General features: G+C 68.3%; 13 protein-coding genes. 5 read left to right on the forward strand and 8 right to left on the reverse strand.

The genetic code is table 11. The annotated features are described in order from the left end of the window. From ACODSL_RS04635 to ACODSL_RS04650, 4 genes are all read right to left on the reverse strand, one after another. Positions 1 to 1,155 carry an acyl-CoA dehydrogenase family protein gene (locus tag ACODSL_RS04635; protein ID WP_488899461.1) on the reverse strand — a complete coding sequence of 385 codons (1,155 nt, stop codon included), beginning with the start codon at positions 1,153 to 1,155 and terminating at the stop codon, positions 1 to 3. A gap of 173 nt (positions 1,156 to 1,328) precedes the next feature. After that, the gene (locus tag ACODSL_RS04640; protein WP_488899462.1) at positions 1,329 to 2,336 is read right to left on the reverse strand and encodes a threonine aldolase family protein; all 1,008 of its coding nucleotides are present in this window, start codon (positions 2,334 to 2,336) and stop codon (positions 1,329 to 1,331) included. Between the two features lie 5 nt (positions 2,337 to 2,341). Continuing rightward, complete coding sequence (locus tag ACODSL_RS04645) at positions 2,342 to 2,512, reverse strand: hypothetical protein (protein ID WP_488899463.1); 171 nt, start codon at positions 2,510 to 2,512, stop codon at positions 2,342 to 2,344. A 36-nt stretch (positions 2,513 to 2,548) separates the two neighbouring features. Next, on the reverse strand, positions 2,549 to 3,928 hold the full coding sequence (locus tag ACODSL_RS04650) for a serine hydrolase domain-containing protein (RefSeq protein ID WP_488899464.1): 1,380 nt from the start codon (positions 3,926 to 3,928) through the stop codon (positions 2,549 to 2,551). Positions 3,929 to 4,040: 112 nt separating this feature from the next. Here ACODSL_RS04650 and ACODSL_RS04655 point away from each other — a divergent pair, with 112 nt between their 5' ends. Continuing rightward, entirely contained in the window at positions 4,041 to 5,300 is a 1,260-nt protein-coding gene (locus ACODSL_RS04655; RefSeq protein WP_488899465.1) for an MFS transporter, read from the forward strand. Between the two features lie 33 nt (positions 5,301 to 5,333). Here the strand turns inward: ACODSL_RS04655 and ACODSL_RS04660 are convergent, their stop codons facing one another. Next, positions 5,334 to 6,482, reverse strand: coding sequence for an epoxide hydrolase family protein (locus ACODSL_RS04660; protein ID WP_488899466.1), 1,149 nt, complete (start codon positions 6,480 to 6,482; stop codon positions 5,334 to 5,336). Positions 6,483 to 6,630: 148 nt separating this feature from the next. Next, positions 6,631 to 7,233 (reverse strand): TetR/AcrR family transcriptional regulator, encoded by a 603-nt coding sequence (locus ACODSL_RS04665; protein WP_488899467.1) that lies wholly within the window; start codon positions 7,231 to 7,233, stop codon positions 6,631 to 6,633. 68 nt (positions 7,234 to 7,301) lie between these two features. Here ACODSL_RS04665 and ACODSL_RS04670 point away from each other — a divergent pair, with 68 nt between their 5' ends. Next, a complete protein-coding gene (locus tag ACODSL_RS04670; protein WP_488899468.1) occupies positions 7,302 to 8,369 on the forward strand; it encodes a DUF2855 family protein in 1,068 nt (355 codons plus the stop codon). On the opposite strand, the gene ACODSL_RS04675 is transcribed toward ACODSL_RS04670, so the two are convergent. Beyond that, positions 8,370 to 9,446 carry a beta-N-acetylglucosaminidase domain-containing protein gene (locus ACODSL_RS04675; RefSeq protein WP_488899469.1) on the reverse strand — a complete coding sequence of 359 codons (1,077 nt, stop codon included), beginning with the start codon at positions 9,444 to 9,446 and terminating at the stop codon, positions 8,370 to 8,372. A gap of 114 nt (positions 9,447 to 9,560) precedes the next feature. Between ACODSL_RS04675 and ACODSL_RS04680 the strand changes: the two genes are divergently transcribed. Next, entirely contained in the window at positions 9,561 to 10,955 is a 1,395-nt protein-coding gene (locus ACODSL_RS04680) for a carotenoid oxygenase family protein (RefSeq protein ID WP_488899470.1), read from the forward strand. Between the two features lie 127 nt (positions 10,956 to 11,082). Here the strand turns inward: ACODSL_RS04680 and ACODSL_RS04685 are convergent, their stop codons facing one another. Continuing rightward, positions 11,083 to 11,832 carry an SPFH domain-containing protein gene (locus tag ACODSL_RS04685; protein ID WP_488899471.1) on the reverse strand — a complete coding sequence of 250 codons (750 nt, stop codon included), beginning with the start codon at positions 11,830 to 11,832 and terminating at the stop codon, positions 11,083 to 11,085. A gap of 191 nt (positions 11,833 to 12,023) precedes the next feature. Here ACODSL_RS04685 and ACODSL_RS04690 point away from each other — a divergent pair, with 191 nt between their 5' ends. Together ACODSL_RS04690 and ACODSL_RS04695 are read left to right on the forward strand one after the other, a co-directional pair. After that, a complete protein-coding gene (locus ACODSL_RS04690) occupies positions 12,024 to 13,409 on the forward strand; it encodes a DUF4139 domain-containing protein (RefSeq protein ID WP_488899472.1) in 1,386 nt (461 codons plus the stop codon). Between the two features lie 4 nt (positions 13,410 to 13,413). Further along, positions 13,414 to 14,991, forward strand: coding sequence for a DUF4139 domain-containing protein (locus ACODSL_RS04695; RefSeq protein WP_488899473.1), 1,578 nt, complete (start codon positions 13,414 to 13,416; stop codon positions 14,989 to 14,991). Positions 14,992 to 14,993: the final 2 nt, after the last annotated feature.

A 14,993-nucleotide genomic window follows, 5' to 3' on the forward strand; every position in this document is an offset into this window, starting at 1 on the left:
TCAGAAGCTCTTGGGCATCCCCAGTACATGCGTCCCCACATGGCTGAGGATCAGGTTCGTGCTGATCGGGGCCACCTGGTAGAGCCGCGTCTCGCGGAACTTGCGCTCGATGTCGTACTCCTCGGCGAACCCGAAGCCGCCGTGGGTCTGAATGCAGGTGTCGGCGGCGGCCCAGCTGGCCTCGCTGGCCAGCATCTTCGCCATGTTGGCCTCGGTGCCACAAGGCTGGCCGGCATCGAACAGGGCCGCGGCGTGATCCACGGCGAGGGCGGCGGCCGACAGCTGAACGTAGTTGCGCGCGATCGGGAACTGCACCCCCTGGTTCTCGCCGATGGCCCGACCAAACACGGAGCGCTCCTTCGCATAGGCGCTTGACCGGTCGATGAAGAACCGGCCGTCACCGATACACTCGGCGGCGATCAGGATGCGCTCGGCGTTCATGCCGTCGAGGATGTAGCGGAAGCCCTTGCCCTCCTCGCCGACGAGATTCTCGACCGGCACCTCGAGGTTGTCGAAGAACAGCTCGGTGGTGGCGTGGTTGAGCATGGTGCGGATCGGCCGGATGGTCAGGCCGTTGCCCACGGCCTTGCGCATATCGACCAGCAGCACGCTCATGCCGTCGGCGGGCCGGGCGGCGTCCTCGCGGGCCGTGGTGCGGCAGAGCAGGACCATCAGGTCGCTATGCTCGGCCCGGGAGATCCAGATCTTCTGGCCGTTGACGATGTATTTGTCGCCCTCGCGACGGGCGAAGGTCGAGATACGGGTGGTGTCGGTGCCGGCGGTGGGCTCGGTGACACCGAAGGCCTGCAGCCGGATCTCGCCGCTGGCGATCTTCGGCAGATACTCGGCCTTCTGCGCGGCGCTGCCGTGCTTGAGCACCGTGCCCATGGTGTACATCTGGGCGTGACAGGCGCCGCCGTTGCAGCCGGACCGATGGATCTCCTCCAGCACCGCCGTCGCCGCCGACAGTCCGAGGCCCGAGCCGCCGTATTCTTCCGGGATCAGGACCGACAGGAAGCCGGCTTCGGTCAGGGTCTTCACGAATTCGGTCGGATAGGTCCGCTCGCGATCCAGCGCGCGCCAGTACTCGCCAGGAAAGCCCGCGCAGAGCTTGCGGACGGCGTCTCGGATTTCGGGATGGGATGGCTCGCTCATGGCCGCGAGCTAACGGGCGGACGTAGCGGGAGGCAAGAGCGGAAAGGATGCTCCCCAGCGGGGGAGCTGTCAGGCGTAGCCTGACTGAGGGGGTCCACTCAGATTTCGGCCGTCGTTCCGGGTGACCCCCTCCGTCTCGGCTTTGCCGAGCCACCTCCCCCGATGGGGAGGATTTATGCCACCGCCTTCAGCGCCTCGCCCAGCTCATCCACCATCTCGGGCGTCGTCGCCCAGCTGCACATGAAGCGCACCGTGCCGTCGATGAAGCGGTAGACGAACCAGCCGGTCGCCGCGAGCCGGTCCAGCGTCGGCTGGTCCATCTCGACAAAGATGCCGTTGGCCTCGACCGGGTGGACGATCGGGAACGGCATCAGCGCCGCCAGCCGCTGCGCCATGGCGTTGGCGTGAGCGGCGCGGGTCTGCCAGGCGCCGGTCTCCAGCAGGCCGGTCCACGGCGCCGCGAGGAACCGGCCCTTGGACACCAGTTGACCCGCATGTTTCAGCCGCGCGTCGAACCGGCGGGCGAGGCCCTTGTTGAGCAGGACGATGGCCTCTGTCGGGGTCGAGCCGGCCTTGGTGCCGCCCATGATCAGGATATCGACGCCCAGCTTCGGGATGGCTTTCAGGTCGAACCCGGCCGCCACGGCGTTGGCCAGCCGCGCGCCGTCGAGGTGCACGCCATAGCCCCTGGCCTTCACCGGATCGATCAGAGCCTTGAAGCTCTCGACCGAACAGACCGTGCCGTATTCGGTGGTGTTGGTCAGCGACAGCGCCGCCGCCGGCTGGCGGTAGGACACCTCCGGCTGCGCGAGCGCCTCGGCCAGCGCCGCCGGATCGATGCGACCGCTGGCGCCCGGCAGGCCGATCAGCCCCACGCCAGCGCCGAAGTAGCCCGGCGCGCCGGTCTCGTCGGTCAGGATGTGGGCATGTTCATGGGCCAGCACCGCCTCGTGCGGCTGCGCCAGCGCGGCGCAGGACAGGGCATTGGCGGCCGTGCCCGAAGCGACGAACCGGATGTCGGCGTCAGCGTCGAGGGCGGCCCGGATCAGGTCGGCCGCGCGAGCGCTGACGTGGTCGGTCCCATAGCCGGAGGCGACGCCGGCGTTGGCCACGACCAGGGCGTCGATCACCTCGGGCATGGCCCCGGCGACGTTGTCGGAGGCGAAGTCATAACGGGCCATGGCGATTACTTCCGCGGGGCCGGCCTGGATTGCGAGAAAGACCGCGCGGCGGCCAGCGCCTCGCCCGCCTTGCCGCCGGTCGCACCTGGCCCCTGCCCGGCGCGGGCGGCGCCGCCCTGCTTGGCGGCCAGAATGGCCTTCATCTTCTCGGCGGGGGTCTGGGGGGCTTCGGTCATGAGGGTGGCTATAGCACAGACCACGCCACGCGCCCCTCAGCCCTTGGCGACCGCCTCGGCGACTATCCGGTCCTCGCCCTGATAATGCACCCGCAGGCGAACGCCCCTGTCTGCCGCGTCCCGCTCGAAGGTCGCGACGCCTTCGAAGAACGGCGTATAGAAACGGTTGTCGTCCTCGGGAAGCAGACCGGCAGTGAATCGACCGGCCATGGACAGGATCAGTCCGGTCTCGCCCTGGCTGACCGTCAGCACCACGCCGCTGGCCAGCCGGTAGTCTCCGACCAGCCCGGTCAGACGTTCGGCCGGAATCGCCGAGACCCGATGGCGCATTGGCAAGTCCCACGGCTGGCCAAGAGTGATCGCGGTCAGATCGCGCTCGATCGCCGTGAACCGCGCGAAATCCAGGTTGCTCAGCACGATGACGGTCACACCCGAGTCCGGATACCAGGCCACGCGCGAAACGTAGCCCGGCAGGATACCGTTGTGGCTGACCTGCGGTTGACCAAAGCCCTGGCCGATCTGCCAGCCGAAGCCGTAGCGGCCGGGACCTTCCGGCCGGAACGCTTCGTCACCTGCCGTGGTCCGGATGGTCGTCAGCATCGCCTGGAGGTCGCGGGCGGTGGCGAACAGCGCTGCATCGCCATGGTCGCCGCCAAGATCGAGCGCCGGGATATCCGCGCGCATCATCGCGTCCAAAGACAGGCCGGCGGCGATATCGGCGCTGCTGTGCCCCGGTCCGTCAGCGATCGGCAGGGCGAGGTCCTTCGCGCCGCCCAATCCCGCCCGCGCCATGCCTGCCGGCCGCAGCACCGCGTCGCGGATGTAGTCGGCGTAGGGTCGCCCGGACGCCCGGCTGATCACCGCCGCGAGAAGAATGTAGCCGGTGTTGCTGTAGGCGAAGTCGCTGCCGGCCGGAAAGTCGAGTGGCCGGTCGCGAGCGTCGGCGATGATCCTGGCGGCGCTGTCCGGCGCGCTCATGAAGGCCAGATAAGCGGTCGAGCCCAGCGCCAGCCGCGCTTCATAGTCCGGCACACCGGACGTGTGGTGGACCAGCATGGCGAGAGTCACCGGCTTCCAGGCGTCCGGACAGGGGTTGACGAACCGGCAGACGGAGTCGTCGAGGGAGAGCTTGCCGGCGTCGCGGAGACGCAGGATGGCCAGCGCCGTGACGGCCTTGGTCAGGGACGCGACGGGATAGCGGGTGGCTGCCGTCGCCGGAATACGCGCGCCGACATCGGCGTAGCCGTAGCCCTCCTCCAACAGTACCGCGTCGCCCTTCACCACCATCACCGTGCCGCTGAACTGACCCAGCGCCGCGCGGGCGGTCATGTAGCGGTCGAGATCGGACGCGGTGTCGGCCGCTGCGGGCTGTCCTACGGCCAGCATGAACAGCAGTGTCAGCAGGGCCAGTCGCATTTTCGTCCTCCCCGGATCCTGACGCCGGAGACAATCGCCCCATTGCGGCGGAAGGACGGCCTTGACCGGGCGAGAGTCCGGCCGCAACCAGAGGCAAGCCGGGGGATCCATAATGACCGACAAAGCCGCCACGCGGCGCGTGCTCACCGCCAGCCTCGTCGGTACGGCGGTGGAGTTCTACGACTTCTACATCTACGCGACGGCCGCCTCCTTGGTGTTCCCGGCGCTGTTCTTCCCGACCAGTTCGCCGACGGCGCAGCTGATGAGCTCGTACGCAACCTTCGCCATCGCCTTCATCGCCCGGCCGGTCGGGGCGGTCTTCTTCGGCCACTTCGGCGACCGCATCGGGCGCAAGTCGACCCTGGTCGCCTCGCTGCTGCTGATGGGCGGCTCGACCACGGCGATCGCCTTCCTGCCGGGCTATGCCCTCGCCGGGTGGATCGCGCCGCTGCTGCTCTGCATCCTGCGCTTCGGTCAGGGCTTCGGCCTCGGCGGCGAATGGGGCGGCGCGGCCCTTCTGGCGGTGGAGAACGCCCCGCCGGGCTGGAAGGCCCGCTTCGGCATGTTCCCGCAGCTCGGCGCCCCGGTCGGCTTCCTCTGCGCCAACGGTCTGTTCCTGATCCTCGGGCTGATCCTGTCGCCCGACCAGTTCCTCGGCTGGGGCTGGCGCATCCCGTTCCTGCTCAGCGCGGTGCTGGTGGCCATCGGCCTGTGGGTGCGGCTGAGCCTGACCGAGACGCCCGCCTTCAAGGCCGCGCTGGAGGAGGCCCCGCCGCCGTCCGTACCGCTGGGCGAAGTGATGCGGACCAACTGGCGCGAGGTGCTCGGCGGCACCTTCGGCGTCGTGGCCTGCTTCTGCATCTACTACATCTCGACCGCCTTCGCGCTCGGCTACGGCACCAAGACGCTGGGCTACAGCCGCGAGGCCTTCCTCGGGGTGCAGCTGGTGGCGATCCTGTTCATGGCCGGCGGCATCATCTGGGCCGGCTACTGGTCGGACGCCGCCAACCCGCGCCGGGTGCTGATGATCGGCTGCGTGCTGGCGGTGCTGGCCGGCTTCGGCCTCGCGCCCATGCTGGGATCAGGATCGCTGCTGCTGGTTGGCGTGTTCCTGTCGCTGGCGATGATCCTGATGGGCCTGGTCTACGGCCCGCTCGGCGCCTGGCTGCCCGGCCTGTTCCCGGCCCGGGTGCGCTACACGGGGGCCAGCGTGGCCTTCAATGTCGGCGGCATCATCGGCGGCGGCATGACCCCGCTGATCGCCCAGGACCTGGCCAACAAGGGCGGCCTCGCGCCCGTGGGTCTCTACCTCAGCGCCGCCTGCGCGCTGAGCCTGGTGGCGCTGGTGCTGCTGAAGCCGAAGGCGGAATAGCGAGGGGACACGTACCTTCGGTACATGTCCCCATCAGACCTCCCGCGCCCATTCCCGCACATCCGTCACGAACAAATCCGGCTCTTCCATCGCGGCGAAGTGGCCGCCGCTGGCCATGTCGGTCCAGCGGGTGATGTTGTAGGCGCGGTCAGCCCAGCTGCGCGGCGGGGCCTTGTACAGCGGCTCGCCGGGGAAGTTGGCGAAGGCGGTCGGGGTCTCGCAGCGCTGGCCCTCCATGGCCGCGATGCCGCCCTCTTCCATCAGGCCACGGTAGTACCATGTGCCGGTCGTGAAGCTGCCGGTCATCACATAGATCATGACGTTGGTCAGCAGCTGGTCGCGCGTGTAGGCGCCGATCAGCGGCTTGGTCCGCAGGTCCGACCAGTCATGGAACCGCTCGAGGATCCAGGCCGCCTGCCCGACCGGATTGCCGGCGCCGAGCCAGGCCAGCGACTGGGGCTTTGACGCCTGCAGGCCGAAATAGGCGCCGAGCATCTGCATCATCATCTGGCTGTGCTGCAGCCAGGCGATCTCCTCCGGCGACTGCGGCCCGCCCTTGGGCCGGAAGCCGATCATGTTGAGATGGATCGCCTTCGCATGGGCGCCGTGATCAAAGCCGATCCAGGACGTCACCAGACCGCCCCAGTCGCCGCCCTGGGCCAGATACTGGTCGTAGCCGAGCACCTGGGTCATCAGGGTGTTGAACATCCGCGCCGTGGCCCGCTGGCCAATGGGCCGGGTCGGTTTGGACGAGAAGCCGAAGCCGGGAAGGCTCGGAACCACGACGTCGAACGCGTCCTCGGCCTTGCCGCCGTGCCGGCTCGGGAAGGCCAGCTTGTCAATGCTCGCCCAGAATTCGTAGTGGCTGCCCGGCCAGCCGTGGGTCAGCAGCAGCGGCCGCTTGCCGCCCGCCTCGCCGACCACATGGACGAAGTGCAGGTCGAAATCCTCGACCCGCGCGGTGAACTGCGGAAACCGGTTCAGCTCGGAGACCGCCGCCTTCCAGTCGTAGTGGTCGGCCCAGTACGCACAGGTCTCTTCGAGGAAGGCCGCCTCACACCCGTACAGCCAGCCGTCGTCAACCGCCGGCGCCGGCGGCCAGGGATAGTGCCGCACCTGATCCAACACCCGGCGGACGTCGGTTTCGGACCAGTCGACGGTGAAGGGTTTGGGCTGGGTCATGATGGTCTCCGTGCGTCCTTCGAGACGCGATCCTGAGGGATCGCTCCTCAGGATGACGTGCAGGGGTGAGCTTCAAAGGTGCTCGTCATGGTGAGGAGCGAGGCCCCGGCCGAGCGTCTCGAACCACGCACGCGTTACGCAGCGACCGTCAAGCGTCCGGCCGCAATCCCCGCAGGATCGCCTCGAAGGCCTGGCGGCGCAGGGCCGAGGGGTCGATCTCCGGCGACAGCTTTCCCGCCATCTGCAGCACCAGCCCGCCGTGCAGCGCCGCCCAGAGCATATGGGCGATCATCATCGGATCGCCGCGTGCCTCGCCGGACGCCACCAGCGCTTCTGCGTGCCGCGCCATCATGGTCCGCGCCCGGGCCGAGGCCTCGACCAGCTCGGGGTATTCGGACTCGTTCGGCTGCGCGAAATCGAACATCAGCCGGTAGGCGTCCGGATTGCCGAGCGCGAACCGAACATAGGCGCGCCCCGTGGCCTCCGACTGCTGGCGCGGATCGGACAGGCCTGCGGTCGCGTCCTCAAGCGCGGTAGCGAATCGGTCAAAGCCGCTGGCGCGCACGGCCGCCAGAATCGCGTCCTTGTCCTTGAAATAGCGATAGGGGGTCATGGGACTGACGCCCAGCTCGGCCGCCAGCTGGCGCATCGTCACCCCGTCCGGCCCCCGCTCGCCGAACAGCCGCTCCGCCGCGGCGATCAGGCGCTCGCGGAAGTCGGCGACGTCAGTATCTGACAGCAGTCGGGGCATGGAGGGTTGGACTCAGACGGTCAGGCAGATTTACAGTGTACGCTCAACATCATGCAAGGACACGGGACATGACCGCGCAAGCCTGGGACTTTCTCGTCGGCAAGACTGATCTGCACCAGACCCGCGTGGACGCCGCCCCGCTTGGCCCGCTGGCCGATGGTGACATCCGGCTGAAGGTCGAGTCCTTCGCCCTGACGGCCAACAACATCACCTACGCCGTGTTCGGCGAGCGCATGGGCTACTGGAAGTTCTACCCGGCGCCGGAAGGCTGGGGCCGGGTGCCGGTCTGGGGCTATGCCGTGGTCGAGGAGAGCCGCCACCCGGAGTTCGCCGTCGGCCAGCGATTCTTCGGCTATGTGCCGATGTCGACCCACATGACCGCGACGCCGCGCAAGACGGCCGGCGGCTTCTTCGAGACCGCGCCCTGGCGGTCGGAACTGGCTCCACCCTACAATTCGTATCGCGCCGTAGACGGGATCGAGGCGCATGAAGACCAGCAGTCCCTGCTTTTCCCGCTGTTCATGACCTCGTTCGTCATCGACGACATGCTCGACGACAACGCCATGTTCGGCGCGAGGTCGGTGGTTCTGTCGAGCGCGTCGAGCAAGACGGCCATCGGCCTGGCTTACCTGCTGCACAAGCGGGGCACGGTTCAGGTCATCGGCCTGACCTCGCCTGGCAACGTCGCCTTCACCGAGAGCCTGGGCTGCTACGATCAGGTGATCCCGTACGCCGGCCTCGGCGGAGCCGCGGTCGAGGGGCCGGTCGTCTATGTCGACTTCGCGGGCAACGCCGGTGTCCGCGCGGCGGTCCACCACCGGTTCGGCGAGGACCTGGTCTACGATTGTGTCGTGGGCAGCACACACTGGGACGCCGATCCGGCCACCTTCGCCGACCTGCCCGGCGCGAAGCCGGCCTTCTTCTTCGCCCCCGACCAGATCACCAAGCGCCGCCAGGACTGGGGTCCGGGCGGTCTGGAGAAGCGCTTCGGCCAGGCCTGGCCCCTGTTCGTCGAGCACGCCGCAAGCTGGATGCATGTCGAGCGCCGCACCGGGCCGGACCCGGTGACGAAGACCTACATCGAGGTGCTCGACGCCACCGCTTCGCCGGACCAGGGCTTCATCTGCACGCCCTGATCAGCCGGTCCCCTCTTCGGCCATCATCTCGCGGGTGATGCGGTATTCGCCGTCGAGGAATCTGACGATCTCCCGCGCGCCCGGGTGGTCGAAGGCGGCAAACCGGGCGCGCAACGAGGCGATCGTATCCGGCTCCATCCTGTCGAGGCCGGTCTGCTGGAGCACCAGCAGGCGGCCCTGAACCATGGCGCCGAGTGCGTCGCCCAGTACGGCGGCGGCGGCCTGCGCCGTGGCCGCGCCGTACTGATAGGCCTCGCCCAGCCGATAGCTGTCCGACAGGCTGAGCAGCGGGATGCGCGACAGCACAGGCTGCAGGGCGGGATTGACCGCATGGCCGGAGAGGTGCGCGCCGATCGCGCCCGGGCGGCCCGTCATGGCGCGCAGGTGCAGGAAGTTGGACATCCGCGGGCCGTCGTTGACCGGGTAGTTGTCCCACAGGATCGGCTTGCGCCCCAGTTGCCCTTCAACCCGCGCCAGATGCCCCGGGCTGTACTCGGCCGAGCAGACCTCCTCGCCGGTCCAGAACACGCCGATGGCCGGATCGAGCGCCGCACCGAAATCTTCCAGATAACCCGCAGGCCGTTCGCCGAAGAACCGGTCCAGCACCGGATCGTCGGTGTAGTAGGTGGGGCAGACGATGACCCGGCTGGCCCGGGTGCGCGCCGCGATCCAGTGCAGGATCTCGACCTGGGTCTTGGCCAGATCCGGCAGATCGCCGCGCATGTCATCGAACAGGATGCCCAGGTCATCGACGCCGATCTGGTCCAGCCAGGCCAGTTTGCGGGCCAGGTCCGCCTTCGCGACGTCTCCGAAGTCGCGATAGAGCTCGTATGGGCTCAGCCCCACCCCGAATCGCACGCCTTGCGACCGGCAATGGGCGGCGAAGGCGGTCAGCGCTGCGGTTTCCGCCGCCGGGTGCTCCTCGCGCCAGCGCTTTCGCAGGAAGGCGTCGGCCTTGGGCGCGTACATGTAGAAGCGATAGCCGTGCGGGGCGAGGAAAGAGACCTGCTCGGCCCGTTCCGTCCACGACCAGGGTCGACCGTAGTAGCCCTCGATGACGCCCAGATCCGTGCCCATTCCGTCTCCCCGCTGATAGCCGCCATCGGGCCCTGAGAAACGGCGCTTGCCAAGTCCGGAGATCGGTCGCATAAATTTACGACGTAAATAACAATGAGACGCCGGGAGGCCGAAATGGACCGTGACGTGCGCGTGAACCCGTATCTGGCGGGGGCTTTCGCCCCCCTGCGATCGGAGGATGATTTCGAGCTGACCGTCGAGGGCGAGATTCCCGCCGGCCTGCGCGGCGCCCTCTATCGCATCGGCCCCAACCCGCAGTTCGAACCGCGCGACCCCAACCACCACTGGTTCGCCGGCGACGGCATGGTGCACGGCTTCTGGGTCGCGGATGGCAAGGTCCATTACCGCAACCGCTATGTCCGCACGCCCAAGTGGGAAGCCGAGAACAAGGCCGGCAAGTCGCTGTTCGGCACCTTCGGCAACCCGATGACCACCGACCCCGAGGTGTTCGGCAAGGTCGACTCCGGCGTCGCCAACACCAACATCATCTGGCATGGCGGCCGCCTGATGGCGCTCGAGGAAGGGCACCAGCCGTTCGGCCTCGATCCGGACTCGCTGGAGCCGCGCGGCTACCAGGCCTTCGGCGGCAAGGTGACGGCCCACCCGAAGGAAGACCCGGTGACGAAGGACCTGGTGTTCTTCGGCTACGCCGACGCCCCGATGCCCTTCTCGCCGAACGTCAGCTACGGCGTCATGGGCGCTGACGGCGTGCTCAAGCGCCGCGACACGTTCCAGGCGCCCTACTGCTCAATGATCCATGACTTCATGGTCACGGGCAGCCACGTCCTGTTCCCGATCCTGCCGCTCAGCGGCAGCATGGAGCGGGCGATGAAGGGCCTGCCGCCGTTCGCCTGGGAGCCTGAAAAGCCTGCCCTGGTCGGCGTCATGGCCCGTGACGCGGCGGTCGACAGCATCCGCTGGTTCCAGACCGACGCCTGCTACGTGTTCCACGTCATGAACGCTTGGGACGAGGACGGGAAAATCGTCGCCGACGTCATGAAGTACGCGGTCGCGCCGCTGTTCCCGCTGGCCGACGGCAGCCGCGGCCAGCAGGCCGGGGCCTATCTCGTGCGCTGGACCTTCGACCTGAACAGTGACTCGGACGCCATCAAGGAAGAGCAGCTCGACGACCTGGCCGGCGAGTTCCCGCGCTACGACGAGCGGTTCACCTTCAAGGCCAACCGTCACGGCTGGTTCTCCAGCCAGACAGCCAAGCCCGGCGACATCCGCACCAATGGCCTGAGCCACATCGACCTGACCACCCGCAAGCGGACCGACTGGGTCAGCGGCGCGGGCGATGCCATTTCCGAGCCGGTCTTCGTGCCCCGCTCACCCGACGCGCCGGAAGGCGACGGCTGGATTGTCGCGGTGCAGTTCCTGGCCAGCGAGGCCCGCAGCGACTTCGTGGTGTTCGACGCCCAGGCGATGGACAAGGGCCCGATCGCCCGCGCCAACGTCTCGCGCCGCGTGCCGCTGGGCTTCCACGGCAACTGGGTCGACGGGCGCTAAAATCCTCCCCATTAGGGGAGGGGGACCACGCGAAGCGTGGTGGAGGGGGTCCGCCCGGATCGCGGGTGACCCCCTCAGTCAGTCCTGCGGGCTGACAGCTCCCCCAGAGGGGGAGCATCCACGCTGCCTACCCCTTCCGGCCGATCGCGCTGGCCGCGCTCAGCAGTTCCACCGGCAGCGCCACGACGATCGTCGAGTTGTGCTCCACGCCGATCTCGGTGAGCGTCTGCAGGCGGCGGATTTCCAGCGCCGCCGGCGAGCCGGCGATGATGTTGGCGGCGTTGAGCAGGCTCATGGCCGCCGCCTCCTCGCCCTCGGCCTTGATCAGCCGGGCCTTGGCCTCGCGAGAGGCCTCCGCCTCGCGGGCGATGGCGCGCTGCATCTGTTCGGGGATGTCGAGGTCGCGCATCTCGGCGGCCTCGACCTCGACGCCCCACTTCACGGCGGCCCGGCGGACCAGTTCCATCAGCTTGGCGTTGACGTCCATGCGGTTGCGCAGAAGATCGTCCAGCAGGTGCTGGCCGATGCTGTCGCGCAGCGCCGTTTCGGCCGCCTGACGCACCGCGTGGTCCCGCTGAAGCACGGCGTTCACCGCCAGGGTCGGGTCGGCGATCTTGTACCAGAGCACCGCGTTGACCCGCACGGCGACGCCGTCCTTGGTCACGGTCTCCTGGGTGTCGAGCGAGAAGGTCACGGTGCGAAGGTCGACAACGACGGCCCGCTCGACCAGCGGAATGAGGAAGAACAGCCCCGGCCCGCGCGCGCCGGTCAGCCGTCCGAGCCGGTACACGACGGCCCGCTGGTATTCCTGGTTGATACGAATGGAAAGGATGGCGAGAAGCCCGACCAGCACGATCAGGCTGATGAAAATGGCCACGATGGACCTGCTTTCTCCGCCCGCAGTTGGGCGGAGCGGCGGTCTACGCCCGGCGATGCTGCGCTGCAACAACAACCGGAGAACGCGGGTCACGGACCTGATCAATCCGGCGTGATATTTGCCCCGAAACCGTATCGACGGCCTGCGCCCCGCATGACAGGCTCCGGCAGAATACCACCGGGAGAGACGTCATGCGGTACTGGCTGTTGGCGGGCGCGGCGGCGCTGGCGATCGCGGGCACGGCGGCGGCGCAGGAGCGCAAGCTCTCGATCACCGTCTACAACTCCAACCTCGCCCTGGTGGAGGACACGCGGACCGAGACCCTGACGGCCGGCCGTCAGACCATCGAGTTCAAGGACGTCTCGCCGCAGATCCGGCCCGAGACCGTCGCCCTGTCAGGCGCGGGCATCGGCATTGTCGAGCAGAACTTCGACTACGATCTGCTGTCGCCCGACACGCTGATGGAAAAGGCCGTTGGTCAGCAGATCCACATCGTGCGGACGAATCCGGCGACGGGCGCGCAGACCAACGAACTGGCCACGGTGTTGGCGGTCAACAACGGCGTGGTGCTGCAGATCGGCGACCGCATCGAGGTATTGCGCGACGACGGCATTCCGACCCGGGTGATCTTCGACCGGGTGCCGCCGAACCTGCGCGCACGGCCGACCCTGTCGGTGACCGTCGACGCCGCCGGCGCCGGCCCGCGCGTGACGCGGCTCAGCTACCTGACCACCGGCCTCAGCTGGAAAGCCGACTATGTCGCGCTGTTCGACGAAAAGGCCGGCAAGCTGGACCTGCAGGGCTGGATCACCCTGACCAACACCTCCGGGGCCGCCTTCGAGAACGCCGATGTCCAGCTGGTCGCCGGCAACATCAACCTGGTCCGCAGCGAGCAGGAGTTCTGGCAGCAACAGCAATGGGCGCGCCAGTCCCGCGGCCAGCGGCAGGCCGGCGTCGAGGCCGGCGCCCAGGGCGGCGTCGCCGACTACTACCTTTACCCGCTGGCCGAGCGGACCACCGTCGCCCAGAACCAGACCAAGCAGGTCGGCTTCCTCGATGTCGCGGGCGTGGCGGCGGTCAAGAAGTACCAGTACCGCGCCGGCGGCTTCCAGAGTCTGGACGAGCCTGAAAGCGCCGATGTGGTGCTGCAGTTCGCCAACTCCAGCGGCGGCGGGCTGGGCGCCCAGCTGCCGGCCGGGATCATCCGCGTCTATATGCGCGACGCCAACGGCGATCCGAAATTCATCGGCGAGAACCACATCGATCACACGCCGCGTGGCTCGGAGCTGTCGGTCAAGACCGGCGAGGCCTTCGACGTCACCGTCCAGCCGACGCTGGTGAAGATGGAAAAGGTCTCCACCTGGCGGTCGCGCTACGCGATGAGCTACGTCGTCCGCAACGCCCGGTCCGAGCCGGCCACGGTGCAGGTGGTCCAGCCGGGCCTCTGGCGCGACGGCAAGGTCGTCACCGAGAGCGCGCCCAGCAAGCGTCTGAACGCCTCGACCCTGGCCTGGGACGTGGTCGTGCCGGCGGGTGGCGAGACCACCCTGACCTTCACCGTCGAGACCGGCTGGTAGGGCCATGCTCCTCCCCGCGCGGACATGGGCTGCGGCGCTGGTGCTGGCGCTCGGACTGGCGGGTTCCGGCTACGCCCAGACCGTGTCCGAACGCCCCAACACGGTGGCGGTGACCATCTATCGCGACGGCCCGGTCAACACGGCTGACTTCGACACCAGCGGCGACGATCTGAACGGCCTCGCCCTGATCACCGAGACCCGCGTGGTCGACGTCCCCGCAGGAACCAGCCGGATCAGCTTCCGCGGCGTGGCCGAGGGCATCGTGCCCCAGACGGCGGCCATCGAGGGCCTGCCCGGCGTCATGCTGGAGCGGAACCAGGACTACGACCTGCTCAGCCCCGGATCGCTGATCGCCAAGTCGATCGGCAAGACGGTTCGGCTGGTGCGCACAAATCCGGGCACGGGGGTGACGACCGAGGAGACGGCCGTGATCCGCTCTGGCCCGGATGGCGTGATGCTCGACTTCGGCGGCCGGCTGGAGGCGCTGCGCTGCAGCGGACTGCCCGAACGGCTGGTGTTCGATGAGATTCCGGGCGGTCTCAGCGATCGTCCGACCCTGTCGGTGCTTGTCAGGTCGCCGACGGCCGGCCGCTACAAGGTGCGGCTGACCTACCTGGCGGTCGGGCTGAACTGGTCGGCGGACTACGTCGCCCGCATCCGGCCGGACGGGAAGACGCTGGACCTGACCGGCTGGATCACCCTGGCCAACAGCAGCGCCACCAGCTTCGCCAACGCCCCGACCGAAGTGGTCGCCGGTACGCTGCAACGTGAAAACGACACCGCGCCGACCCTGATCGAGGCGATCAATCTCGCGGCCCGCTGCTGGCCGTTGCCGAGCTACTGGAACCGCGGAGCGCTGCGGGGCGGTATCGTCGCCGACATGGCGCCGCCTCCCCCACCGCCGCCCGCGCCGATGATGATGGCGGCGCCGGCGATGGACGAGATCGTCGTCACCGGTTCGCGGATCGCCGTGCAGACCGAGTTGGGCGACTACAAGCTCTACACCCTGCCCGATCCGACCACCGTCGCCGCGCACCAGACCAAGCAGGTGCTGATGCTCGAACAGGCGGCTGTGCCGTTTGAGCGGGTCTATGTGTTCGACGTCCAGGATGGTCATCAGGACGGCGAAGTCTATGCGCCAAAGGCGGTGCTGCGACTGACCAACACCCTGGCGCGTGGGCTCGGCAAACCGTTACCCGGCGGGGCAGTCTCCGTCATGGAACCGGGGCCGCGCGACGGTCTGATCCTGGCCGGCGAGAAGCGGATGAAGGACATCGCCGTGGGCCTGCCGGTCGAGATCGAACTGGGCGGGGCGATGGACATCAGCGTCCGGTCGACCAACCTGAGCGACCGGCGCGTCGGCAGAAAGCGTCGCGTCGAGGTCGAGACGGCCATCGTCAACGACAAGTCCGTTCCGGTCACCCTCGAGGTGCGCGAGGCGCGCAGCTACGGGCCGGGATTCAGGGTCGTCCGGGAATCGCTCCGCCACCACAGCGATCGCGGCGACGAGGTCTGGACCGTCCGGCTGGCGCCGGGCGAGCGGACGGTGCTGACCTACACCGTGCAGGTCGACCTCGACTGATC

The sequence above is a fragment of the Caulobacter sp. FG121 genome (assembly GCF_057809815.1).